This is a genomic window from Devosia riboflavina (assembly GCF_000743575.1).
Taxonomy (GTDB): Bacteria; Pseudomonadota; Alphaproteobacteria; order Rhizobiales; family Devosiaceae; genus Devosia; species Devosia riboflavina.
Genome location: NZ_JQGC01000006.1, coordinates 177,446 through 200,805 on the forward strand (window position 1 = coordinate 177,446; position 23,360 = coordinate 200,805).

General features: G+C 62.7%; 22 protein-coding genes. 3 read left to right on the plus strand and 19 right to left on the minus strand.

Annotation, left to right across the window (positions count from 1 at the left end; translation table 11 throughout):
• Window positions 1-79: 79 nt before the first annotated feature.
• From JP75_RS08175 to JP75_RS08200, 6 genes are all read right to left on the minus strand, one after another.
• Window positions 80-640: a cupin domain-containing protein gene (locus tag JP75_RS08175; protein WP_035081455.1), complete on the minus strand. Its 561-nt coding sequence runs from the start codon at window positions 638-640 to the stop codon at window positions 80-82.
• A 66-nt stretch (window positions 641-706) separates the two neighbouring features.
• Complete coding sequence (locus tag JP75_RS08180) at window positions 707-1,837, minus strand: substrate-binding domain-containing protein (RefSeq protein ID WP_244446276.1); 1,131 nt, start codon at window positions 1,835-1,837, stop codon at window positions 707-709.
• Window positions 1,838-1,902: 65 nt separating this feature from the next.
• Window positions 1,903-2,889, minus strand: coding sequence for an ABC transporter permease (locus JP75_RS08185; protein WP_035081458.1), 987 nt, complete (start codon window positions 2,887-2,889; stop codon window positions 1,903-1,905).
• Window positions 2,886-3,866: an ABC transporter permease gene (locus JP75_RS08190; protein ID WP_035081461.1), complete on the minus strand. Its 981-nt coding sequence runs from the start codon at window positions 3,864-3,866 to the stop codon at window positions 2,886-2,888. Before JP75_RS08190 ends, JP75_RS08185 begins: the two co-directional genes overlap by 4 nt.
• The gene (locus JP75_RS08195) at window positions 3,863-5,374 is read right to left on the minus strand and encodes a sugar ABC transporter ATP-binding protein (RefSeq protein ID WP_035081463.1); all 1,512 of its coding nucleotides are present in this window, start codon (window positions 5,372-5,374) and stop codon (window positions 3,863-3,865) included. Before JP75_RS08195 ends, JP75_RS08190 begins: the two co-directional genes overlap by 4 nt.
• On the minus strand, window positions 5,371-6,237 hold the full coding sequence (locus JP75_RS08200) for a sugar phosphate isomerase/epimerase family protein (protein WP_035081465.1): 867 nt from the start codon (window positions 6,235-6,237) through the stop codon (window positions 5,371-5,373). The genes JP75_RS08195 and JP75_RS08200 overlap by 4 nt, the downstream gene beginning before the upstream one ends.
• Before the next feature lie 297 nt (window positions 6,238-6,534).
• On the opposite strand from JP75_RS08200, the gene JP75_RS08205 reads away from it, so the two are divergent.
• Window positions 6,535-7,566: a helix-turn-helix transcriptional regulator gene (locus tag JP75_RS08205; RefSeq protein WP_051960499.1), complete on the plus strand. Its 1,032-nt coding sequence runs from the start codon at window positions 6,535-6,537 to the stop codon at window positions 7,564-7,566.
• On the opposite strand, the gene pepT is transcribed toward JP75_RS08205, so the two are convergent.
• The 12 genes from pepT to JP75_RS08265 form a co-directional block, all read right to left on the minus strand.
• Entirely contained in the window at window positions 7,563-8,795 is a 1,233-nt protein-coding gene (gene pepT, locus JP75_RS08210; RefSeq protein WP_035081468.1) for a peptidase T, read from the minus strand. The genes JP75_RS08205 and pepT overlap by 4 nt on opposite strands.
• Before the next feature lie 24 nt (window positions 8,796-8,819).
• Entirely contained in the window at window positions 8,820-10,109 is a 1,290-nt protein-coding gene (locus JP75_RS08215; RefSeq protein ID WP_035081471.1) for an amidohydrolase family protein, read from the minus strand.
• A 157-nt stretch (window positions 10,110-10,266) separates the two neighbouring features.
• Window positions 10,267-11,214 carry an ABC transporter permease gene (locus JP75_RS08220; RefSeq protein WP_035081473.1) on the minus strand — a complete coding sequence of 316 codons (948 nt, stop codon included), beginning with the start codon at window positions 11,212-11,214 and terminating at the stop codon, window positions 10,267-10,269.
• A gap of 2 nt (window positions 11,215-11,216) precedes the next feature.
• Window positions 11,217-12,290 (minus strand): ABC transporter permease, encoded by a 1,074-nt coding sequence (locus JP75_RS08225; protein ID WP_035081475.1) that lies wholly within the window; start codon window positions 12,288-12,290, stop codon window positions 11,217-11,219.
• Complete coding sequence (locus JP75_RS08230) at window positions 12,287-13,831, minus strand: ABC transporter ATP-binding protein (RefSeq protein WP_035081477.1); 1,545 nt, start codon at window positions 13,829-13,831, stop codon at window positions 12,287-12,289. The genes JP75_RS08225 and JP75_RS08230 overlap by 4 nt, the downstream gene beginning before the upstream one ends.
• Window positions 13,832-14,020: 189 nt before the next feature.
• Entirely contained in the window at window positions 14,021-15,016 is a 996-nt protein-coding gene (locus tag JP75_RS08235) for a BMP family protein (RefSeq protein WP_035081479.1), read from the minus strand.
• Between the two features lie 110 nt (window positions 15,017-15,126).
• Window positions 15,127-15,717, minus strand: a complete 591-nt coding sequence (locus tag JP75_RS08240; RefSeq protein ID WP_035081480.1) for an NAD(P)H-dependent oxidoreductase — start codon at window positions 15,715-15,717, stop codon at window positions 15,127-15,129.
• Window positions 15,717-17,120 carry an FAD-binding oxidoreductase gene (locus tag JP75_RS08245; RefSeq protein ID WP_425277271.1) on the minus strand — a complete coding sequence of 468 codons (1,404 nt, stop codon included), beginning with the start codon at window positions 17,118-17,120 and terminating at the stop codon, window positions 15,717-15,719. Before JP75_RS08245 ends, JP75_RS08240 begins: the two co-directional genes overlap by 1 nt.
• Window positions 17,114-18,427 (minus strand): cytosine deaminase, encoded by a 1,314-nt coding sequence (locus JP75_RS08250; protein WP_035081485.1) that lies wholly within the window; start codon window positions 18,425-18,427, stop codon window positions 17,114-17,116. The genes JP75_RS08245 and JP75_RS08250 overlap by 7 nt, the downstream gene beginning before the upstream one ends.
• 1 nt (window position 18,428) lies before the next feature.
• Complete coding sequence (locus JP75_RS08255) at window positions 18,429-19,280, minus strand: ABC transporter permease (protein WP_035081967.1); 852 nt, start codon at window positions 19,278-19,280, stop codon at window positions 18,429-18,431.
• Between the two features lie 14 nt (window positions 19,281-19,294).
• Complete coding sequence (locus tag JP75_RS08260) at window positions 19,295-20,059, minus strand: ABC transporter ATP-binding protein (protein WP_084587548.1); 765 nt, start codon at window positions 20,057-20,059, stop codon at window positions 19,295-19,297.
• 134 nt (window positions 20,060-20,193) lie between these two features.
• Window positions 20,194-21,195, minus strand: coding sequence for an ABC transporter substrate-binding protein (locus tag JP75_RS08265; RefSeq protein ID WP_035081490.1), 1,002 nt, complete (start codon window positions 21,193-21,195; stop codon window positions 20,194-20,196).
• 217 nt (window positions 21,196-21,412) lie between these two features.
• Here JP75_RS08265 and JP75_RS08270 point away from each other — a divergent pair, with 217 nt between their 5' ends.
• Both JP75_RS08270 and JP75_RS08275 read left to right on the plus strand, forming a co-directional pair.
• The gene (locus tag JP75_RS08270; RefSeq protein WP_035081493.1) at window positions 21,413-21,802 is read left to right on the plus strand and encodes a RidA family protein; all 390 of its coding nucleotides are present in this window, start codon (window positions 21,413-21,415) and stop codon (window positions 21,800-21,802) included.
• Window positions 21,803-21,815: 13 nt separating this feature from the next.
• A complete protein-coding gene (locus tag JP75_RS08275; RefSeq protein WP_035081496.1) occupies window positions 21,816-22,610 on the plus strand; it encodes a creatininase family protein in 795 nt (264 codons plus the stop codon).
• On the opposite strand, the gene JP75_RS08280 is transcribed toward JP75_RS08275, so the two are convergent.
• Window positions 22,607-23,293 (minus strand): phosphoribosyltransferase, encoded by a 687-nt coding sequence (locus JP75_RS08280; protein ID WP_035081970.1) that lies wholly within the window; start codon window positions 23,291-23,293, stop codon window positions 22,607-22,609. The genes JP75_RS08275 and JP75_RS08280 overlap by 4 nt on opposite strands.
• Window positions 23,294-23,360 lie beyond the last annotated feature (67 nt).

Sequence of the window (23,360 nt, forward strand, 5' to 3'; positions counted from 1 at the left end):
TGGCCCTCATGGTGAGGTGCTTTGCGGAGCAAAGCATCGAACCACGAGGGCGGGCGAATGGAGGTTTCGTGCCGCCCTCTCAACCATCCCCCAGGCCATCGCGAAAATCGTTGAGATCCGCATCGACCGAGGAGGGCGTGTCGATCCATTCGTGCATGGGCTCGCCCGTGGCCGGGTCGCGCGCCGGAATGGGTAGGGACATGATGCGCTTGGCGACAGCGCGGCGGGTCTCTTCGGTGAGATTACCTTCCTGCACATTGTCCCAGTCGCGGCCTTCGGGATAGCCGCCGACCATCTGCACGTCATCGGAATTGCCTGTCATGCAGTGGGAGACGCCGGCTGGCAGGACGACGATGTCGCCCGCTTCGACGCGGAGTTTCACCCCGCCTGCGCCGAAGAACTCCACATCCATCCAGCCACGGGCGCAGCCGAGGCATTCATGCGTGGTCGAGTGGAAATGGGGATAGGTATAGATGCCGGGATAACGCCAGTTATTGAACCAGCCATTGGCCCGCAACCGCCCGATCACCGCGTCTTTGCCGCCGCCCGGCACGGCATTGCGATGCACCAGCAGCGGAAAGCGGGAATTGGGCAGCATGCCCTTGGGCTTGGACCAGTGTAGTTCCGTCTTGATGCTCATGAACCTTCTCTCTCTGGAACAAAGAAGGGGCGCCCTTGGGCGCCCCGCAGTCATCGTTGGGAAGGTTTATTCCGTACCGCCCCAGGCCTGGGGATAGTTCGGCATGTCTTCGCAGCCGCACATGGCATAGTGGAGCGGCGGCATCTTTTCGTTGATGTACTGGTCGAGCACGTCCTGGGTGATGGCCGGCTGCGGCAGGATCCATTCCGGGCTCGGGACCTGTTCGCCCTTCAGTGTATTCACCGCGGCGATGATCGCCGTGCGCCACTGATAGGTCGGATAGGTCGGGGCGATACCCTTGAAGCCAAGGTCGCGCCACTTCTGCAGATAGTCCTGCTGGTCTTCGCCGGTGACGACCGGGACGTCGACGCCCTGGTCTTCAAAGGCTTCGACGGCGGCGACGGCAGTGGCGCCGGCATCCATCCACACGGCGTCGATAGTGCCGCGCTGCAGGTAGTCTTCGACGATGGACTTGGTCTTGGCATTGTCGCCATCGGTGAATTCTTCACCGAGGACTTCAAGGCCCGCTTCCTTGAACATGTTGCGGGCACCGGAGGCGCGGGTTTCGAGCACGTCGACGCCTGGCAGGATGCGCAGCATCAGCACTTTGCCGCCGGCCGGCACATTGGCGATGATATGTTCGGCTGCCTGGATACCAAAACCGTAGCCGCCCACCGGGTGGACGAAGGTAACCGGGCAATCGGTGGTGACGCCGCGGTCGAAGACGATGACCGGGAGACCGGCGGCACAGGCCTTTTCAACGGCCGGCGTCAGGGCGGCAGTCGAGTTCGGCGAGACGATCAGCACGCTGCAATTGCCGCCGGCGAGCAGGTCGTCGATATCGGCGATCTGCTTGTCGTCAGAGCCTTCGGCGTCGACATGGGTGAAGGTGCCGATTTCCGGATGGAGTTTCACTTCCTCGGTCATGTCGGTATAGCCGACCACGCGCCAGGGATTGTTGACGCCGGCATTCGAGAAGCAGACGGTCCACGGACCTTCCTTCTTGAACGAGGCGGTATCGGCCATGGAGTCGCCGGCATATTGCAGATAGGGCTGATCTGCGGGGCCGTTGAAGGTCGCCGTCAGTTGGTCGCGCTGCTTGGCGAATTCGGCGGGGTCGTCAAAGTTTGGAGCCTGAGAAAATGCGGCTCCGGTCAGCATGCCAAACACGGCTGCCGCCAAAATAATCTTCTGCACGTCTTCCTCCCTCGTGAGGTTTTCCCACTTTTTCCTCAGACGGCCGGTCGGCCATCTGTCTCAGCTCATCGGCCGGCGCGCTTGCGCTGGTAGGTCGCAAACGCCACTGCGCCGATGAGGATTAGTCCCTGCACCACCAAGCGGACCGGCTGGGCCAGTCCGAGAAGGTTGAGCAGGGTGAAAATGGCTTCGAGCGCCAATGCGCCGGCGATGGTCGCCGGGACGGAGCCGCGACCGCCGAGCAATTGCGCGCCGCCGATGACGGCGGCCGTGATGGCCTGCAGTTCAAAGCCCGAGCCGATATCGACGGAGACACCTGCCCGGCCGCCGAGAATGACGCCCGCGAGAACCGCGGTCAGCGCCGAGACGACGAAGGCCGAGATGCGCACGCGCTCGACCGGCACACCGGCAAGGCGCGCGGCCTGCTGGTTGTCGCCCACGGCATGCAGCATGCGACCGAAATTGGTGCGGTGCATGCCCCACCAGAGGATCACGCCGAACACGACGAGACAGATCACGGCGATTGGCAGCAGCGAAATGACCGGGATATCGGTGATGTTGTAGCGGCCAAAAAACCGAAAAGTGTCGGGCAGGTAGCCGCGCGGCGCGCCGCCGGACCACATGAAGGCGACGCCGTTGAGCGTGATCATCATGCCCAGCGTGGCGATCAGCGATGGCACTTTCAGGTAGCTGACGACGAGGCCGTTGATGAGCCCGATGACGGCGCCGATGCCGAGCATCAGCGGAATGATCCAGTAGGTCGAATTGGGATCATTGCTCGCCAGCATGGACGAGCCGATGACGGTCAGCGTCATGATCGAGCCGACGCTGAGGTCGAAACCGCCGGAGACGATGACATAAAGCGCGCCGGCCGAAAGGATGGCGAGGGCGGTGACGCGCTTCAAGAAATTCATGTAGCCGGTGGGTTCGCCAAAAGCCGGGTTCATGACGATGATGGCAAGGATCAGCGCCACGACCAGCACATAGACCGGGTTGATCCGGGGCAGGCGGCGTGTCGCCGCGGTGGGCTGGGGAAGGGATTGCGCGCTCATGCGACGGGCCTCTTCGAACGGGCGGCATAGAAGGCAACGGCGGCGACGATGATGATACCGCGCAGCACCTGCTTCACGAAGGCATCGACGCCCGCGACGTTGAAGATCGAGTCGATGAGCGAGAAGATGATGACGCCGGCTATCGTGCCCCAGATGCCGCCGCGGCCGCCCGCCAGCACTGTGCCGCCGATAACGACGACGGCGATGGATTCGAGATCATAGACACCTTCGGCACCGATCCATGGTGCGCCGGAGCGGAGGCGCGAGGCGAGGTAGATGCCGGCAATGGCGGCGCAGAGCGAGCAGATGACATGGGCGCCGATGACGACGCGGTCGGTCTTGATGCCGGCAAGGCGCGCCGCGTCCTTGTTGCCGCCGACGGAATAGACGTCGGAGCCGAAGCGGGAGAAGCGCAGCACGAACCAGGCGCAGCCGGCGAGGACGAACATGAACATCAGCGAGAAGGGCACGATGCCCACCGTGCCATAGGCGAAGACCTGGAACTCGACCGGGACGTTGCCAGCGAAGTTATTGTAATAATAGGACAAAACGCCTTGGATGATCAGTGACATGCCCAGGGTCGCAATCAGCGGATTGACTTCCAGCTTGGTGATGACGAGGCCATTGGCGAGGCCAACGACCGCGCCGAGGGCGAGGACGGCAAGGACCGCCGGCAGCATCATGGCCGGATCGCCATTCATGACAACAGAGGTGACAACGGCGGACGCCGAAATCAGGCTGGCGACGCTGAGGTCGATCGATGCGACAAGGATCGCAAAGGTCTGGCCGATGGCGGTGATGCCGAGGGTGATCGAGCGGCCGAGAATGGCGACGAGGTTTTCGAGCGTGAGGAAGCGCGTCTGGCCCATGATGATGATCAGGGCGATGTAGAGCGCGACGGCAGATACCAACAGAATGGTCGAGGCGTGGCGCTCGAAGCGGAAACGGCGGGGCGTTGAGAGCGGAGTGTCGGTCATGCGGCCACTCCCGTTTCCCCGGTGGCCGCCAGCATGAGTTCGGCTTCGGTGGCCGAGCGGCCGAATTCTCCGGCAATGCGGCCCTCGCGCATGACGACGATACGGTCGGAGGCGCCCAGGATTTCTGGGAGGTCGGACGAGACCATCATCACCGCCGTACCGGCGCGGGCGAGGTCGCGCATCAGGTGGTAGATGCTGGCCTTGGCGTCGACATCGATGCCGCGGGTGGGTTCGATGAAGATCAGCACTTTTGGGCGCAAGGCGAGCCAGCGGGCGACGATGGCCTTTTGCTGATTGCCGCCGGAGAGGAAGCGCATTTCCTGTTCGTAGGACGGGGCGCGGACCTTCATCTGGTCGAGCAAGGCGTTCATACCGTTGAGGTCGGTGAAGCGATTGGCGCGGTGGCCGCCGAAAATGCCGGCAAAGCTGCGGGCGGTGAGCATGCCGTTGTCGCGGACTGACTGCATGAGGAACAACGCCTGTGCCTTGCGGTCGCCCGGCAGCATGCCGATGCCGGCCCGGATGGCGTCGCGCGGCGATGTGAGGTGAACCGCCTTGCCATCGAGGGTCATGGTGCCCGAAGTGAACGGCGCGGCGCCGAAAAGGGCCATGGCCAGAGGCGTACGGCCGGCGCCTTGGAGGCCTGCAAAGCCGACGATTTCGCCGGAGCGCAGTTCGAGATTGATATCGCGTAGCGCGGCATTGCCGCCGCCAGACACCGAGAGGACGACGGGGCCGATTTCAGACGCGGTCGCGGGTTCCGGATAATATTCGGAGATGTCGCGGCCGACCATGGCGCGGACGATGACATCGGGCGCGGGGACGTGGTCGAAACTCGCGGTGACTTCGCCATCCTTGATGACGGTGACGCGGTTGGCGAGGCGGGTAACCTCGCGCATGCGGTGGGTGATGTAGACGATGGCCGTGCCCGAGGCGCGGAGCTGGTCGACGAGCGAGAACAGCACTTCGCATTCGGCTTCGTTGAGCGCGGCGGTCGGCTCGTCCATGACGATGACTTTGGCATTGAGCGAAATCGCCTTGGCGATCTCGACCATCTGCTGGCTCGCCACGTCGAGATCGGCAACCAGCGTTTCCGGCTCGATGCGGTGGCGCACGCCGAAGAGGCCGAGCACACGCTGCGTTTCGGCGACCATTGCCTTGTTGTCGATCAGACCATTCTTCGTCGGCTCGCGGCCGAGGAAGAGGTTTTGCGCGACCGTGCGCTCGGGCAACAGCGAGAATTCCTGGTAGATCACCGAAATGCCGGCGAGCAGGGCTTCTTGCGGGTGCTTGAAATGCTGCTCTTGTCCGTCGATCAGCACCTCGCCGCTATCGGGCCGATAGACGCCGGAGAGGATTTTTATGAGCGTCGATTTTCCGGCGCCGTTCTCGCCGCAAAGCGCATGCACTTCGCCTTTGGAACAGGTGAAGGACACGCCGCGCAGGGCTTTTACCGCCGGGAACGACTTGGAAATGCCGCGCATCTCGATGGTTGGGACGTCACTCATGCGGCGATTTCCCTCCCGGCCGCGTCCCAAGTGTTGCGGATGAAAGCGGCGCTTTCGGAAAAGAGCGTGTCGTAATCGGGGAAAAGCGGGCGCCAGACGCGGGTCGCGGCGGCAATGGCGGGAAGGCCGGCGCCAAAGGCTTCGAGCGTCACCCAGCCATCGTAGCCGGAGCGGCGGACCGCCTGCATGATCGAGAGAAAATCGATGTGCCCACGACCTGGAATGCCGCGGTCATTTTCTGAGATATGGACCACGCCAACATGCGGCGCGACGGTTTCGTAGGCGGCAACCTGGTTGCGGTCTTCGATATTGGCGTGGAACGTGTCGTACATAATCCGGCAGGCCGGATGATCGACCCGGCGCGCATAGTCGCGGCACTGGGTCGTGGTGTTGAGGAAATAGGTCTCGAAACGGTTGAGGTGTTCGAGGCTGAGATAGATGCCATTGGCCTCGGCGCGGGTTGCCAGCGCCCGATGCGCCTCTGCGCCATGGGACAGTTCGCTCTCGGTCGGGCCGAAGCCGGTGAAATGCCCGATGGGCGCGTGGATCGGCCCGCCGACGCTCTGCGCGCCGAGCGCGATGGCGCAATCGAGCGCCCAATCGAGATGTTTTCTGCCGCGAGCGCGATTGTCCCGATCGTCGGAAATCGGGCTGGCATCGGGGCTCGGCACTATGGAGGTCGTGCAGCGCTCGAGCCCTATGGCGTCCAGCTCCTTGGCCAGCCACGCATAATGCGACGGCTGGCCGGAAAGAACCGGCACCTCGACGCCATCATAACCCAGCGCCTTGATCTGCCGGATTGCCGGCAGATGCGCTTCGGTCACGAAGTCGGTCAAGCACAGCAGATTGATGCCGAGCTTCATAGTTTTCCCCTCGCGCCAGACGGTGCACGACTGCTCGCTTTCGCCTTGAGGTACGTGCAACAATTGTTGCATTGCGCCCCATCAGCGAATTTCGAACGCCGCTAAAACCGGCTCCGGCCAAAACTCCTCCATGGCCCGAAATGTCAGTTTGGCTGTCTTTCCGACTGCTCTAGTTGACTTCCGGGCGTCCGACTCTCTAGCCTTGGGGCCAGGAGGCGAACGCTGTGATCATTGCGCACTGCGCCGGGTCGCGCGTTCGAATGGTAACACTGGTAGAATTTGCACATGGGGGGAGCCATGAACCCAGAGGCCCGTTCGCATGCTATTTCGCGGCCTGCGGTATTCACCGAGCCCGGCGCGCTGATGTATGCCGGCAATTGCGCCGACCTCTATGAGGCTTCGCTGGCCGGCAAGGTGACGCTCAATGCCTGGACGCGGCGAAAATATCCCGGCAAGCCGCTGGGCGACGCGCTGCCGCAGGTGCTGTCCGTCGGCGGCTGGGATGCCGTGCGCTCGCAGGATTGGGGTCTCAAGGAGCATTGCAACGAGGGCGTGAAAATCGCCTATCTGGCGCGCGGCTCCATGGTGCTCAAGGTCGACGGGCATCGGCACGAGCTGACCGAGGGTCAGATGTTCGTGGTGCGCCCCTGGCAATTGCACCAGTTCGGTGACCCGCATGTTTCGGCCAGCCAGATCATCTGGGTGCTCTTCGACGTGGGCGTGCGCCGGCCGCATGAAGACTGGCTCTGGCCCGACTGGATGGCCTGGCCGGAGCGCGATACGGAACGGCTGACGCGGCTGCTGTCACGCAATGAGCAGCATGTGCTCACAGCCAGCCGCGAAGTGGCGCGGAGTTTTCATGACATTGCCGACATCGTTGCCGAACACGATGTGGCCGGCGAAGAGACGCGCCTGCGCTTGCTGATCTCGATGATGTTGCTGCAATTCATGAAGCAGCTCGAAAGCCAGGCGCCCATGCTCGACGAGGATCTCGCCAGCTCCAAGCGCACGGTGCAGATTTTTCTCAATCGCCTGCCGCATGCGCTCGACGAAGACTGGACGCTCGAAAACATGGCGGCCGAATGTAGGCTGTCGCGCACCCAGTTTTCCCAGCACTGCCAGGCGCTGACCAATATGACGCCGGTGCGTTATCTGCAGATGGTGCGGCTGGAAGCGGCGAAGAAATGGCTAAGCGAAAAGGCCGATGCCAGCGTGACCGAAGTCGCGCTGGAATGCGGCTTTTCCTCTAGCCAATATTTTGCCACCTGCTACAAGCGCCGCTTCGGCTTCTCGCCGCAGGAAACGCGGCGAGAGCCTCATGCAGCTTAGGCGCGCTCTTCCCAGAGGCGCGCCAGTTCAACGATGGTGGACACGGCCTTTTCCATGTCCTGGCGGCTGATCCATTCGAGCGGCGAATGGAAGGCATGGCCGCCGGCAAAAATATTGGCGGTGGGCAGGCCCATGAAGGAGAGGCGCGAGCCATCGGTGCCGCCGCGAATGGAGCCTCGCACCGGCTCCATGCCGGCGCGGCGAATGGCCTCTACGGCGAACTCGACGATCTCGGGGTTCTTGTCGAGAACCTCCTTCATGTTGCGGTACTGCTCCTTGACCGCAATGCGATAGCTCGAGCCCGGATAGTTCGCGAGGACCGCTTTGGCGATCTCGTCGACCATGGCCTCTTTTTCCTTGAGCCCCGCGACGGTGAAATCGCGCACGATCATTGCAATCGTGGCCTTCTCCATCGAGCCGGTGACGCCGACGGGATGCACGAAACCCTCGCGGCCTTCCGTGCCTTCCGGGGAGACGTCATGGGGCAGGCGGGCGATGATCTCGCCGGCGATCTTGATGGCGTTTTCCATGCGGCCCTTGGCAAAGCCGGGATGCATGGCGACGCCGGTGATGGAGATTTCGAGCCCGTCGGCGGAGAAGGTTTCGTCCTCGATGGTTCCGGCCGTTTCGCCATCCATTGTATAGGCAAAGCGCGCGCCGAGCTTTTTGAGGTCCACCTTATCGACGCCGCGGCCGATTTCTTCGTCGGGCGTTAACAGGAGCTTGATCACGCCATGCGGGATGGACTTGTCCTTGAGAAGGATTTCCGCCGCCGTCACGATCTCGGCGACGCCGGCCTTGTCGTCGGCGCCAAGGAGGGTCGTGCCGTCGGTGGTGATGAGATCATTGCCGATCTGGTTGTTGAGCTCGGGATGCTCGGCAACACGGATGACGCGGCTTTTGTCGCCGACGAGGGTGATGTCGCCGCCAGCATAATTCTTAATCATCTGCGGCTTGACGCCTGTGCCGCTGAAATCGGGCGCGGTATCCACGTGCGAGCAGAAGCAGATGACCGGCACGTCCTTGTCGGTATTGGCCGGCACGGTGGCATAGACATAGCCATTGCTGTCCATTTCCGCGTCGGCAAAGCCAATGGCGAGCAGCTCGCTCACCAGGAGGCGGCTCAGCGTCTTCTGTTTTTCCGTCGAGGGTTGGGTGGGCGACGTTGGGTCCGACTGTGTGTCGATCTGCACATAGCGCAGGAAGCGGTCGAGAACGGTATCGGTCATGAAAAGGCTCGTCAGGATAAGTGATCAGTTGGCGCTGGGGCCGACGCGGGCCGGGTCCAGGCGCGTCGGGCGATCGGGCAGGGCGAGGGCAGTCTGGCGCGGGGTGGTGCGGGCGATGACGCGGCCGGCTTTGATGACCGCGAGGCGGGTTGCCTTGAGGCGGATGGCTTCGATGGAGTCCGTTGCCTGCAGCAGCACGATGTCGGCCTTGTTGCCGACTTCAACGCCATAGCCATCGAGATGCATGATTTTTGCCGGGCCGGTGGTGACGGCGTCAAAACACTGGCGCATGGCGTCGCGGCTGGTCATCTGCGCGACATGGAGGCCCATGGAAGCGACGTCGAGCATGTCGGCCTGACCCAGCGAATACCAGGGGTCCATCATGCAGTCCTGGCCGAAGGCACAGGTGATGCCATAGGTCAGCATTTCCGGGATCCGGGTCATGCCGCGGCGCTTGGGATAGGTGTCGTGGCGGCCCTGGATGCCGATATTGATATTGGGATTGGCGGTGGCCGATACGTCGGCCTCGGCCATCAGCGGCAGCAGCTTTGAGACGTAGTAATTGTCCATGGAGTGCATGGACGTCAGGTGCGAGCCATTGACGCGGCCGTTTAGGCCGAGGCGCTGGGTTTCGTAGGTCAGCGTCTCGATATGGCGGCTCAGCGGGTCGTCGGTTTCGTCGCAATGGAGGTCGACCAGGAGGCCGCGCTTTTCGGCGATTTCGCAGAGGGCTTTCACGCTCGCAGCGCCATCGGACATGGTGCGCTCGAAATGCGGAATGCCGCCGACAACGTCTACGCCCATGTCGAGCGCGCGGTTGAGGAGATCAATGGCGCCGGGATAGCGATAGTAGCCATCCTGCGGGAAAGCGACGAGCTGCAGGTCGATATAGGGGGCGACGCGCTTTTTCACCTCGAGCAGGGCTTCGACGCCAAGGAGGCGATCGTCGCAGATGTCGACATGGGTGCGGATGGCGAGGAGGCCCTGGGCGACGGCGAGGTCGCAATAGTTGAGCGCCCGCTCGATGACGGCTTCATGGGTGAGAAGCGGTTTTAGCTCGCCCCAGATCTGGATACCTTCCAACAAGCGCCCGCTTTCGTTGAAACGCGGTTGGCCGAGGGAGAGCGTCGCATCCATGTGAAAATGGCAATCGACGAAGGGCGGGGCAACGAGCTGCCCATCGGCATCGATCACCTCGCCCGTCTCGCCGCCGAGATTGGCTTCAATGGCAGCGATCTTGCCATCCTTGATGCCGATATCGAGGTTTTTCCGACCATCGGGCAGGGTGGCATTGGTGATTTTCAGCTCGAACATTGCTCATTCCTCAAGTCAAAAGTAGCCCTCATCCTGAGGTGCACAGCGAAGCGAAGCCTCGAAGGGCGAGGGCGTGGCACCGAAGCGGCGGCGTGCCCGACCTCGCGGTTCGAGGGGCGGCGCTGCCGCCCACCTCACCAAGAGGTCTCAGGGAAAACTAGTGCCGCTGCCCCTTGGTCCAGGGCTGCAACAGCGCGCGGGGATAATCCGCGCGGCGCGCGACCAGGATCAGTGCCACGATGGATAGCAGATATGGCAGCATGAGGAACACCTGGCCGGGCACGACCTGGCCGATCTGTGCCTGGAGGCGGATCTGGAAGGCATCGAAGGCGCCGAAGAGCAGGGCGCCAAGCAGCGCCTTGCCGGGTTGCCAGGAGGCGAAGACGACGAGCGCTATGCAGATCCAGCCGCGGCCATTGACCATGCCGAAGAAGAAGGCATCGAAGGCCGACATGGTGAGGAAGGCCCCACCCAGCGCCATCAGCGCCGAGCCGACGACGACGGCGCCAACACGTAGGCCGACCACAGAAAGTCCCTGAGCTTCGACCGAGGCAGGATTGTCGCCAACGGCGCGAATGGCGAGGCCAAGCGGGGTGCGATAGAGCACCAGCGCGACGAGGACGACGAAGACCAGAGCGAGGAAGGTCAGCGGTGTCTGTTGGAAAAGTGCAGGGCCGAAGAAAGGTAGGTCGGAGAGCCCCGGAATATTCAGCGGCTGGAAGGCCGCGATGCGTGGTGGCGAGGTCACATCGGGCAGGGCGGTGCGATAGGTGAAATAGCTCACGCTGGTGGCGAGAAGCGTTATGCCGATGCCGGAGACGTGCTGCGAGAGGCCGAGAATGACGGTGAGGAAGGCGTGGAGCAGGCCGAAGAGAGCGCCCGCAAGTGCTGCGACGAGCACGCCGCCCCAGAGGCCCGCGCCGAGATAGACGGCCAGCCAGCCGGCCATGGCGCCGGCGACGAAAATGCCCTCGATGCCGAGATTGAGCACGCCGGCGCGTTCGCAGATGAGGGCGCCCAACACGCCAAAAATCAGCGGCGTGGCGATGCGGATGGCGGCGGCCCAGAAATTGGCGGAGCCTAGAATGTCGAAGAGGACGTCCATGCTCAGGCCCCCACTTGCCGGCGTTCGAATTTGACGCTGAACCGCAGGAAGAAGCTGCCGACCAGCACGCAGAGCAGCGACAGGGCCACGACGAGATCGGCGATATAGCTCGAAATCCCGGTCGCGCGGCTCATTGAATCAGCACCCACGAAGACGGCGGCGACGAAGACGGCGGCGATCACCGTGCCCACAGGCGAAAGGCCGGCGAGCATGGCGACGACAATGCCGGAATAGCCGAAGCCCGGTGACAGGTCGGAGGAGAGGTAGTCCTTTACACCGGCCACTTCGCCGACGCCGGCAAGGCCCGCGAGGCCGCCGGAGATCAGCGCGACCTTCAGCATGGTTGCATCGACAGGAATGCCGGCAAAGCGGGCCGCAGCCTTGTTCTCGCCGACGGCGCGGATTTCAAAGCCAAGCACGGTTTTGCGGACCATCAGCCACAGGATCAGCGCGGCAACGAGGCCGGTGATCAGCCCCCAATGCATGCGGAGACGCGGCAGGAGTTTTGGCAGCTTTGCTTCGGCGATCAGCGGCACCGATTGCGGCCAGCCCATCGAGAGCGGGTCTTTCAGCACGCCTTCGACCAGCATCTGGATGAAGAGAATGACCACGAAATTGAGCAGCAGGGTGATGACGACTTCGTCGGCACCAAAACGCTGCTTGATGATCGTGGGAATGACCATCATCAGCCCGCCTGCGAGGAAGCCGGCAACCATCACGGTCGGGATCATCAGGACCGGGGGCAATTGCATGAGGCCGCTGCCAACGCAGACGGCTGCGAGGGCGCCAATATAGAGCTGGCCTTCAGCGCCGATATTCCAGAGCTTTGCGCGGAAGGCGACGGCGGCGGCGAGGCCGGTGAGGATCAGCGGCGTGGCGCGGTTGAGGGTTTCGCTCAGCGCAAACATCGAGCCAAAGGCGCCTTGTAGCATGAGCCAATAGGCTTCCAGCGGCGTGCCGCCGGCGGCGATCACGGGCACGGCGACGAGCAGGAGGGCGATGACGCCGGCTGCGAGCGAAACGGTGAGTTTGAGGCTGACGGAGGCGTGATCCCGCGGTTCCAGACGAAGGCTCATGACGCAATTCCTACTGGCGTGCGGGCCTGGCCGGCCATCATCAGGCCGATCGTGCCGCGGTCGAGGCTTTCGCTCGATCCGGCATCGGCCAATTCGCCGGCGTGAACCACGACGAAGCGGTCGGCGAGCGCGAAGAGTTCGTCGAGGTCTTCGGAAATGACCAGCACGGCGGCACCGCGATCGCGCGCGGCAAGGATGCGGCGATGCACTTCAGCCTGCGCGCCGACATCGAGGCCCCGGGTGGGCTGGTTGGCGAGGATGACGCGTGGCTCGCGCTCCAGCACGCGGGCGAGAATGAGCTTTTGCACATTGCCGCCCGACAGCAGGCGCGCTTCGGCATCGGGGCCGGGGCAGCGAACGTCGTAGCCGGAAATGGCGGAGGTCGCACGCTCGCGCATGGCCTTGCGGTCAAGGAGGCCCATCTTGGAAAAGGCGGGGCTGCGGACCTCTTCGATGGCGATGTTGTCGGCGACGCTCATGGTGCCGACGACGCCGTCATGCTGGCGATCCTCGGGCATGCGGGCAACGCCGGCCTCGACGAGATCGCGCGGGCTGGCTTTGGTTATCGCCTCGCCATAGAGCCGCAGCGTGCCGCTGCTGGGTACGGCTAGGCCCGAGATCAGTGCGGCAATGCCGGATTGTCCATTGCCGGAAACGCCCGCGAGACCGACGATTTCGCCCGAACGCAGTTTCAGGTTCACGCCGCTCAGGGCTTGGCGGCCCGCGCCGTTGAGTGAAACGCCATCGAATTCCATCAGCGTTTCGCCGGGCAGGGCCGGGATGCGGACGACTTCGGCCACAGCCTTGCCGACCATCAGGTCGGCAATGGCGCGTCGGTCGGCCTTGGCCGTCACCAGTTCGCCGGCCTTGGTCCCGGCGCGCAGCACGAGAATGCGATGGGAGACGGCGAGCACTTCGCCGAGCTTGTGGGAGATGAAAATGACGCCGAGGCCATTTTCGGCGAGGCGGCGCAGGACCACGAACAGGCCTTCGGCCTCCTGCGGGGTCAGCACGGCGGTGGGCTCGTCTAGGATGAGCACCTTGGCGTCGCGATAGAGTGCCTTCAAAATCTCGATACGCTGCTTTTCGCCCACCGTCAGGTCGGCGACGCGGCGGTCGAGATCGACGTCGAGGCCGCTCTCGGCAGTGATTTTTTTGACTTTGGCTCGCGCTGTGGCTTCGCGCCCGAAGGACAGCAGCGGCTCGGTGCCGAGGCGGATATTGTCGAGGCCGGAGAGGTTTTCGGCGAGGGTAAAATGCTGGTGCACCATGCCGAGGCCGGCCTTGAGCGCTGCGCCGGGGGAGCCCGGGGGGAGGGTGGCGAGGGCACCGTGGTCGGCAAGGACGCGCACATCGCCTTCGTCCTGCACATAATGGCCGAAGAGGATGTTCATCAGGGTGGTTTTGCCTGCGCCATTCTCGCCCAAGAGCGCAAGGATTTCGCCGCGATGGAGATCGAGCGAGATGGCGTTGTTGGCGATGAGGGGGCCGAAACGCTTGGTAATGTTTTGAAGGGAGAGGAGCACTGGGGCGTCGGTCATGGGTGGTGCTCCGGAGGAGAATATCGGCGTCTGGCACGCTGATAGAATACCCCCACCCTTGATCCCTCCCCATAAGGGGGAGGGAGACGATGGAACCGAGACATCTCAGCCTGCGCCTCCCTCCCCTTGATGGGGAGGGAATGAGGGTGGGGTGGAGCCGCGATCACAAGGGCTGCGGCTCCTTCAAAATCACGGCGTCGATGTCGGTTCGCTGTCGTCGATCTCGACCACAAAGGTCTTGGCCAGAATCTCGGCTTCCTTGGCCTTTGCGGCAGCAACCGCATCGGCGCCGGCTAGGGCTTCGTCATAGACAGCGCTCGAGCCGCCATATTCCATGAAGGCATAAATGCCGTAATCGGACGCGGTGAACGAACCAGCCTTCACGTCGGCGATGGCCTTGTCGATCATCGGCTCACCGTGCCAGAGCGCGCTGGCGAGGATGGTGCCGGGATAGTCGGCGGCGGTGTCGATCACGTTGCCGATGGCGAGAATGCCGCGCTCCTTGGCAGCGTCGGAGACGCCAAAACGTTCGGCATAGAGAATGTCGGCGCCGGCATCGACCATGGCGAAGGCGGCTTCCTTGGCCTTCGGCGGATCATACCAGGAGTTGATGAAGCTCACCGAGAAGGTCACGTCCGGGTTCACCGACAGCGCGCCCGCCTTGAAGGCGTTCATCAGGCGGTTCACCTCGGGGATGGCGTAGCCGCCGACCATGCCAATCTTGTTGCTCTCGGTCTTGAGACCGGCAACGATGCCCGTCAGATAGCTCGGCTCGTGGATGAAGTTGTCGAAGGTGGCAAAGTTCGGTTCCACCGGCGGCAGCGACGAACCCATCAGGAACGAAATTTCCGGATACTCCGAAGCGACGGCGCGGGCCGGCTGCTCGACGCCAAAGGCTTCGCCGACGATGAGTTTTACGCCCTGCTCGGCATATTCGCGCATCACGCGCTCATAGTCGGTGTTGGAGATGTTTTCGGAATAGACGTAGTCGATCTCGCCGCGATCCTTGGCGGCGATCAGCGCATTGTGCAGGCGGCTCGCCCACTGCTGCTCGACCGGCACGGTCCATACGGCCGCAACCTTGGTCAGCTCCTGCGCGATGCTCACGCCGCTCATGGCCAATGCCATGCCTGCGGCGATCACGCCCACAAAGCTACGGCGTCCAAGCGTAGAAAATTTGCTCATTTTGTCCCTCGTGTCGAAAACTTCATCCGGGCAATCCCTTGCTCATTCTCTGAGCAAGAACCCGGGTCTTGGCAAGCACAAGCGCCTTGTTGTGCACTGAACTGTCACAATCAGAACTGGCCGAGCGTCGTCCGCACCGTGCCCAGGAAGCCATTGAGTTGGCTGGGCGTGACATTGTTCATGTCATAGAGCGCCAGGTATTTCGGCCGCGTCTTGAAGGTCACCCAGCCCCAGCGCATGGCAATCCGCCGCGGCGGATCGCCCATCACCCAGGTCCGCCAGCGATTGCCACCATAGGTGGTGACGAAGGCGACCTTCTTGATGTTGGTGAGGCAGGGCACAAGCTTGCCCCGATCCCCGCCGCCTTCCATGGTGAAGGAGACGCCGGGCAGGAAGACACGGTCGAAATAGCCTTTCAGCATAGCCGGATAGCCATAGTTCCAGACAGGATGCACGACGACCAGCGCCTCCGCCGCGCGTAGCCGATCCACATAGGGCTTGATCTCGGGCGTCAGGTTGCCCGGGACATCGTGATAGTTGAGGCGCTCTTCTCTCGTCAGAACGGGCGAGAAACCTTCGTCATAGAGATTGAGCGCGTCGACCTCGTGGCCAGCACTTTGCAGGCCCTCGACGGCTGTGCGGAAGAGCGTGCGGTTGAAACTGGTTTCAACGGGGTGGGCGTGGATGACATGGACGCGCATCAGGCCGCATGCACCGGATTGAGACCGTCGAAGAGCCAGGCCTTGCCCGAGGAGAAATCGAAGTCGGGGTTTTCCCAGGCGATCATTTTTCCGGGGTTGAGAATGCCCTTGGGGTCAGCTTCCTTCTTGAAGGCGAGCTGCTTCTGGTCGGTGCGCTTCATGCCGCCTTCTTCGAGGGTGAAGCGGTGTGGATTGAAGACGTCGCAGCCGTTGTCTTCGTGGATGCGGATGATTTCTTCGAGGCGCTCTTCGGTGGTGTAGCGCACCATGGGGAGGCCGGCATAGGTGACGAGACCATCCTGCCGGGTCATCTCGATATGCATCGGCAATTCGTCGCCGAGGATATCGACGATCTTCTTCACATGCTCCAGCGTCGGATAGCGCGTCTGGAGATAGGTGATGGTCGGATCGATCTTGAGTGCGCGCAGGGTCGTGTGGTTCCAGGCGAGTTCGTAGATCGGCGGCAGGCGTTTCAGTTCCTCTTCGCTCGCCTTGTCCGAACGGTAGAGCATTTCGCCCTTGTGGTGCTTGGTGAAGAGATCAAGCGCTTCGACCGAAACCGGGGCGACCATGATCAGCACGACCGATTGGCCATCCTTGATATAGGGCTTGTGGCGGTTGAAATAGGCCTGCGGGATGGGCGCGGCGCAGGGGGAGAGTTCCTTGAGAAGGATGCCGTCCTGCCGCGCCAGTTTTTCGGAGAAGGCGGCGGCCTCGATGAAATCATCGAAGCCGACCATGACGTCGATCCACTCATGCGCCTCGGTCAGCGGCATTTCGGCTTCGACGATGATGCCGTTGGTGCCGTAGGCGTGGGCGACCTTGAGGATGTCTTCGCCGACGAGATTGAGTTCGCGCGGTTCGGCTTCGCAGGTGATGATTTTTAGGCCGAGGATCGAGCCCAGTGCGCGAAGACCGCCCCAACGGATCGAGCCGACACCACCCGAACCGCCGGCAATAAAACCACCGAGCGAGGCCATGCGGTAGGTGGAGGGGTGGAAGCGCAGTTCGCCGCCGACGGCCTCCTTGGTTTCGTGATCGAGCTTTTCGAGCACCGCACCGGCCTGGGCCCGCACGCGGTCTTTCTTGATCTCCAGAACCTTGTCCATGTTCATGAGGTTGAGCATGGCGCCGCCGGAGAGCGGCATGGCTTGGCCGTAATTGCCCGTGCCGGCACCACGCGGCGTGATGGCCACGCCATGCTTGTAGGCGGCGCGGAGGACGGTTTTCACTTCTTCATTGGAGCGCGGAGAAACCACGACTTCGGCGGTGACATGGTCGAGCTTGGCCTTAAGAACAGGTGAATACCAATAATGGTCACGACTGCGCTGCTGCACGATGCGCGGATTGTCTTCTTGCGGAATGTCGCTGAGGTCAGCGCGGAAAGCGGCAATGCTCATGATTGGCCCATCAAGTCGTCGAGTTCACGGTAATCGGGGAGGGTGGTGTCGATCGCCCGCCCCGCCCGGATCACGGTCCGGTCGGCTTGCGGGCGCGACATCAGTTCAGTCCAGGTGCGACCTTTGAAGTGCACGAGATCGGCTGGCGCCCCGACGGCCAGCTCACCTGTGTAGCCAAATCCGGCAATCTCGGCCGGGTCGGCTGTGACCACGCGCGACCAGGCAAAGGCCTCGGTCTGCGGATGGTCGAAGTGGAGGATGCGCGCGCCCTCGCGAAAGACCTCGAAGCCATCGAGATCGCCATAGGCATAGAAGGGGTCGCGAGTATTGTCCGAGGCGATGGCGACTTTGACGCCCGCTGCCTTTAGTTCATTGACGAGGGTGACGCCCCGCCAGCGCGGCGTGCGAACGCCATTCTGGTTGTCGCGATCCTGCAGGTACATGTTGCACATGGGCAGGGACACGATGGCGATGCCGGCTTGCGCCACTTTGTCGATGACGCGCTTGGCAGTCTCGCTGTCCTGCACGGCGAGCGAGCAGCAGTGGCCTGCGACAACCGAGCCGGTAAATCCACTCTCGATCACTGCGTCGGCAAGGCATTCCAGCGCATTGGCTTTCGGATCAGGGCTCTCATCGGTGTGGAGGTCGATGTCGAGGCCCAGTTCGCCGGCCATTTCGACCAGCTTGTGCATGATCGTCGGGTTTTCCGGATGCACGGCGGTGGAGCCACCGAGGATGCCGCCGGATGCCTTGGTGCGCGTCGCGACCGCCCGCAGCTTTTCGGCGTCGAGGATCGTGTCCGGCCCCATCAGGCCAGCGGCTTGCAACTCGATCCGTCCGGCCCAGCGCTCGCGCATGGCCTCAAAAACGTCCCAGGTGATGTCGTGTTGGGGCGGGGCCATGTCGAGATGGGTGCGGATGGCGGCCGTGCCGTGCGCATAGGCACAGCGCAACGAGAAATCCATGCGACGCTCGACATCGCTGGCCGCCCAATTGGCTTCGCGATCCCCAAGCACAGCCATCAGCGCGCCGAGCCAGGTCCCGTCCGGGTTCTCTTTTCGCGCCCAGATATGGCCCTTGTCGAGATGAGTGTGGAGATCGACGAAGGCCGGGAGGACAATGTCGCCCCGCATGTCGATCTGCTGCGGCAGGGTTGCGGAACCCGCCGCACCGATCGCGGCAATCTTGCCGTCGGCGACGGTGATGTCGACCCGGGCGAGATCGCCCGAGCTTGCATCGCCAAGCACCGAGACCGGCACGCTGGCATTGGTGATGGCATAGTGGCCATCGGCAGGAATGGTGATCGCCAACTCAGTTCTCCCGCTTGAGGGCACTTTCGTGCCAGCGGTGCAGCATCGCCCACGAGATAAGCGAGGTCAGCGCAAAAATGGCGACGCCGGTGACCATGAGCAGAACCAGGGCTGCATAGAGACGCGGATAGTTGAGGCGATAGCCGGATTCGAGCAGGCGAAAGGCGAGGCCCGAACCCTTGCCGGCAGAGCCCGCCGCAAACTCGGCGACCACTGCCGCGATCAGCGAGAGGCCACCGCCGATACGCAGACCAGCCGCGAAATAGGGCAGGGACGATGGGAGTTTCAGGTGGATCAATGTCTGCCAGCGGCTAGCGCCATAAAGCTCAAAGAGGTTGAGCAGATTATGGTCGACGCTTTTGAGGCCCGCCACCATGTTGGAGAGAATCGGGAAGAAGGCGACGACGAAAGCACAGGTCAGCAGGGCGGACTGCGTATCCGGCATGTAAATGATGAGGAGTGGCGCGATGGCAATCATCGGCGTCACCTGCAGGATGACGGCAAAGGGAAACAGTGCCAATTCGATCCAGCGGCTCTGCACGAGAATGATGGCGAGACCCACACCGCCAACGAGCGCCAGACTAAGCGCCATCAGAGTGATGCGCAGTGTCACCAGCAGCGAGGGGGACAGCGTGCCCCAATCGGTGAAAAGCGCGGTGACCACGTCGAGCGGGGCCGGCATGATGTAGCGCGGCACCTGGTTGATCATGATATGCGCCTGCCAGGCGGCAATCGCCAAGATGACCATAAAGACGGGAATGACGATGGACAGAACGCGCTCGCCGACGCTGGAGCGGCTGACCACGACGGCGACCTGGCTGTCGGTGCCGGCCTCGGCACTGGCTTTGGACATTGGAACTGCGTCGGTCATTTCGCCTGGGCTCCACGCATGATGGCTTCCTGCAGGGCGCGCGAGACGGTGTCGGTCGTGGCGCGATATTCTTCCGAGGTGCGGTAATTCTCGTCGCGCACGCCTGAGGTGATAAGCGGCAGGTCGGCATAGACCTGGCCGGGCCGGGCGCGCATGACGACGATGCGATTGCTGAGGAAGGCGCTTTCGAAGACGGAGTGGGTGACGAAGATCACGGTGATGCCCGTTTCGCGCCAGAGGCGCAGCACGTCGTCATTGAGTTTTTGGCGCGTGATTTCGTCGAGCGCCGCAAAGGGCTCGTCCATCAGCAGCAGCTTTGGCTTGGTCACCAGCGCACGCGCAATCGAGACGCGCATCTTCATGCCGCCCGAGAGTTCGCGGGGGTAGGATTTGGTGAAATCGGCAAGGCCGACGGAAGCCAGCACTTCCATGATCGCGGGATCAGCGTCGCGCTTGGACACGCCGCGCAGGCGCAAGGGCAGGTAGACATTTCCCCACACGGTCTGCCAGGGCATCAGCGTCGGCTCCTGGAACACGAAGCCGACATCGCCCTCGGGCAGGCCCTTGGAATTGATTTTTGAGGATGGCCAGTCGATCTGGCCCGTGCTTGGCGCGCCTAAGCCGGCAATGATGCGCAAGGCGGTGGATTTGCCGCAACCGGAGGGGCCGAGAAGGCTCAGGAACTCGCCGCGCTGCACGTCCAGCGACATGTCCTTTAGCGCGAGCGTGCCGTTGGAAAAGAGCTTGCTGACGTGTCGCATGGAAACGACCACGCGTGGCGCAGCGGTTTGCCCGGCTAAAGCGGGCGAAGAAGTGGCTAGGTCAGTCAAAATTGTGCGCCCAATCTAGGGTCGGAGCGGCGCGGGCGGCGTGCCCGCGCCGGTGTGTGAAAAGATTACTTGAAGAGATCGACGCCGAGGCCCTGGCAGACATATTCCGTCGTATAGGCCTGGCTCACATCGATGCCGGCCTCGAAGACGCCGACCTCGACCATGGAATTGTAGAAGTCGGTCCAGCCGGCATCGGTCATGCAGCCGATACCCTTGGTTTCGGCATCGCCGGAAACGACGATCCCGTATTCCTTCATCTTCTCGATGCCATAGGCGATCTGGTCGTCGGTCATTTCCGGATTGTCGGCCTTGATCAGCTCATTGGCCGCGGCATTGTCGCCATAGAGGTAGTTCGACCAGCCCACGATCGTGGCTTCAACGAAGCGCTTGGCGATATCCGGGTTCTCGTCGACCCAGGGCTTCATCGCTTCGATGGTGGTCGAATAGGGGTGATAGCCCTGGTCGGCGAGGAGCCACACGTCAGGCGCAAAGCCGGCTTCGCGCTCGATGGCGAGGGGTTCCGAGGTGAGATAACCCTGCTGGATCGCCGCGTCGTCGGCAAGGAACGAGGCCGGGTTGAACTGATAGGGCTCGTACTTTTCTTCGACGAAATCAGGCCACTCGGTCTTCATCCAGGTGAAGTAAGACGTAAAACCGTCGGCGCTGAGGATATACTTGGAAGCACCAGCCAGTTCCGGGAAGGTGGCGAACTTGCCCGGATGCGACATCAGGATCTGCGGATCCTTTTGGAAGATCGCGGCCAGCGTGATCGTCGGAATGCCTTCCTTGACGGCGTTGATCGCGCCGGTGGCGCCGCCCATGTAGAATTGCACCTGTCCCGAAACCAGCATCGGCCGGCCCGGCGACTGCGGCCCGCCCTGCATGATGGTCACGTCGAGCCCGTACTTTTCATAGGTACCGTCGGCGATGGCTTGATAGTAGCCGCCGTGCTCGGCCTGGGCGAGCCAGTTGGTAGCGAAGGTGACCTTGTCGAGGTCCTGCGCAAAGGTCGGCGTGGCGGCGAGCGCCATGGCAGCCAGAATGGTCGTCTTGATTGAAGCGTGCATTTACTGCGTTCCCCTGTGCTCCGATCGTTTCGCCGAAGCCAATTTCTCGGGCGATCTCCTTCGCCCTTGCAGTACCATTCCGCACCGCGCTTCCCGTGTGAACCCAAAAAATAGGCAATCCTTAGGAATGCCTGCTATGCGTGCAATTAATGCGCTTTAGGGCTGGTCAAGCGCTTTACCTTTGGCTTAGCATTCGCCCCGCAAGCATTGGATAACCATGACCACCGCCCTAGACCCCAAGGACATCCACCCCCCATTCGCGCCGTATAGCCACGGCGTGGTCGTGCCGCCGGGCCAGCGTTTGGTCTTCTGTTCCGGCCAGCTCGGCATAGCGGCGGACAAGACCATTCCCCCCGATTGCGCGGGCCAGACAAAACTCTGCTTCGACAATGTCGCGGCCATTCTGCGCGAAGCGGGGCTCGGCTTCGAACACATCATCCGCATCAATGCCTATGTGACGGGGCGTGAGCACCTCCCCGACTATATGGGCGTGCGCAACGGGCTCTTTGCAGCGCCTTACCCAGCCTCGACGCTGATGATCGTCTCCGGCTTTGCCCGGCCCGAATTCGTCGTCGAAATAGAAGTCATCGCGGCAGGTCCCGCCTGAGGAACTTTTTTACATGCGTAAGATCTGGTGGACTGACTTCGCGGCGCGCGAATTCGAAGGTCTCGACCCCAACAAGACCATAGCCATCCTGCCCATCGCGGCGGTGGAACAGCACGGCCCGCACCTGCCGGTGGGCACCGACACGATCATCAACACCTCGATGATCGAACTGCTGATCGAGCGTGCGCCGGCAGATATGGACCTGCGTATCCTGCCGGTTCAGGCCATCGGCAAATCCAACGAGCATATCTGGGCCAAGGGCACGATCACCCACACGGCCACGAACCTGATCGACGCCTGGACCCAGATCGGGCTCGAAGTGGCCCGCGCCGGGGTGAAGAAGATCATCTTCGTCAACTCGCACGGCGGCAATGAAGAGATCATGGGCATCGTCGCCCGCGAACTGCGCGTTCGCGCTGGCATGCTGGCGGTCAAGAGCGGCTGGCGCTTCACGCCGTCGGGCGTCTTGAGCGACCTTGAGCGTCGCCACGGCATTCATGGCGGCGATGCAGAAACCTCGCTGGTGCTGCACTTCAGGCCGCACCTCGTCGATATGTCGAAGGCGGAGAATTTTGTCTCCATCGCCGCGAGCGACGAGCAGCAGTTTCAATATCTGCGGCCCACGGGCGCCTTCGGGCACACCTATGCCTGGATCGCCTCGGACGTGAACCCGTCGGGCGCGGTGGGCGATGCGTCCATCGCTACCGCGGAAAAGGGCAAGACGATCGCCGAAGCCAATGTGGCCGGCATGATCGAGGTGCTTCGCGAGATCGAAGCCATGCCGCTGCCCGGCACGCGCTGGGACTAAGGAACCGGCGTCCAGCGCTCGTTTTCGCTGAGCGTGAAGCGCGGCGAACTGAGAGACGCGACGATCCGGTCGCGCCATGGGGCCAGCGGCTCCTGCCAGTTCGTCCCCTGCAACATGGCGCAGCCAATCACTGCCGGCTCTATCTCGGCCTTGTGCAGCAGGCGCAGCACAGCGCCCATCGACTGGCCGGAACTGATCACATCGTCGATCACCGCCACGCGCTTGCCGCGCAGGAGCGGCAGCATGCGCGGATCGACATAGAGCGTCTTGCTCGCCGATGGGCTGGTGATGGATTTCATCGGCTCGGATAGATCGTCTCGATACCAGAATTTTCGCGAGGTCCCCAACGGCACCATGCGGGTGTGGCCCAGCCGCCGCGCCACGTTGGATGCAAGCGGCAGGCCAAGGGTCGGCACGCCGATTATGACGTCGATATCTCTGGTCTTGAGCAGCGCAGCCAGTGCAGCCGCGAGTCCGTCTTCTACCGCAAAACTCGCCTGGTTGAGGATCAGCGAAGCGACGGCCGATTTGCCGTCGCCCGGCAGCACGCGAAGCGGCAGGGGCAATTGTCGTCCATCGGCGAGGGGCGCGGGATAGAAGCCCAGATGCCCCTCGGTCGGGTTTTGCTCATGCGTGCCGGGGGCGGCAAAGGCCTGCCAGAATTCGTGTGGCTCGAAACTCACGCCAAGTCCTTGATTCAATGATGCGGTGCAAGCAAAGGTTCTCCACCGATCCTATGACAAGACGAGC

Bases quoted from the DNA above. Each gene is read 5' to 3' on its own strand.
- JP75_RS08185 (WP_035081458.1), bottom strand. From the start codon at position 2,889: ATGAGCGCGCAATCCCTTCCCCAGCCCACCGCGGCGACACGCCGCCTG.
- JP75_RS08265 (WP_035081490.1), bottom strand. From the start codon at position 21,195: ATGCACGCTTCAATCAAGACGACCATTCTGGCTGCCATGGCGCTCGCC.
- JP75_RS08190 (WP_035081461.1), bottom strand. From the start codon at position 3,866: ATGACCGACACTCCGCTCTCAACGCCCCGCCGTTTCCGCTTCGAGCGC.
- JP75_RS08175 (WP_035081455.1), bottom strand. From the start codon at position 640: ATGAGCATCAAGACGGAACTACACTGGTCCAAGCCCAAGGGCATGCTG.
- JP75_RS08275 (WP_035081496.1), top strand. From the start codon at position 21,816: ATGCGTAAGATCTGGTGGACTGACTTCGCGGCGCGCGAATTCGAAGGT.
- JP75_RS08215 (WP_035081471.1), bottom strand. From the start codon at position 10,109: ATGTTCGAGCTGAAAATCACCAATGCCACCCTGCCCGATGGTCGGAAA.
- JP75_RS08260 (WP_084587548.1), bottom strand. From the start codon at position 20,059: ATGCGACACGTCAGCAAGCTCTTTTCCAACGGCACGCTCGCGCTAAAG.
- JP75_RS08255 (WP_035081967.1), bottom strand. From the start codon at position 19,280: ATGTCCAAAGCCAGTGCCGAGGCCGGCACCGACAGCCAGGTCGCCGTC.
- JP75_RS08240 (WP_035081480.1), bottom strand. From the start codon at position 15,717: ATGCGCGTCCATGTCATCCACGCCCACCCCGTTGAAACCAGTTTCAAC.
- JP75_RS08230 (WP_035081477.1), bottom strand. From the start codon at position 13,831: ATGACCGACGCCCCAGTGCTCCTCTCCCTTCAAAACATTACCAAGCGT.
- JP75_RS08220 (WP_035081473.1), bottom strand. From the start codon at position 11,214: ATGGACGTCCTCTTCGACATTCTAGGCTCCGCCAATTTCTGGGCCGCC.
- JP75_RS08200 (WP_035081465.1), bottom strand. From the start codon at position 6,237: ATGAAGCTCGGCATCAATCTGCTGTGCTTGACCGACTTCGTGACCGAA.
- JP75_RS08205 (WP_051960499.1), top strand. From the start codon at position 6,535: ATGAACCCAGAGGCCCGTTCGCATGCTATTTCGCGGCCTGCGGTATTC.
- JP75_RS08235 (WP_035081479.1), bottom strand. From the start codon at position 15,016: ATGAGCAAATTTTCTACGCTTGGACGCCGTAGCTTTGTGGGCGTGATC.
- JP75_RS08270 (WP_035081493.1), top strand. From the start codon at position 21,413: ATGACCACCGCCCTAGACCCCAAGGACATCCACCCCCCATTCGCGCCG.
- JP75_RS08195 (WP_035081463.1), bottom strand. From the start codon at position 5,374: ATGAGTGACGTCCCAACCATCGAGATGCGCGGCATTTCCAAGTCGTTC.
- JP75_RS08225 (WP_035081475.1), bottom strand. From the start codon at position 12,290: ATGAGCCTTCGTCTGGAACCGCGGGATCACGCCTCCGTCAGCCTCAAA.
- pepT (WP_035081468.1), bottom strand. From the start codon at position 8,795: ATGACCGATACCGTTCTCGACCGCTTCCTGCGCTATGTGCAGATCGAC.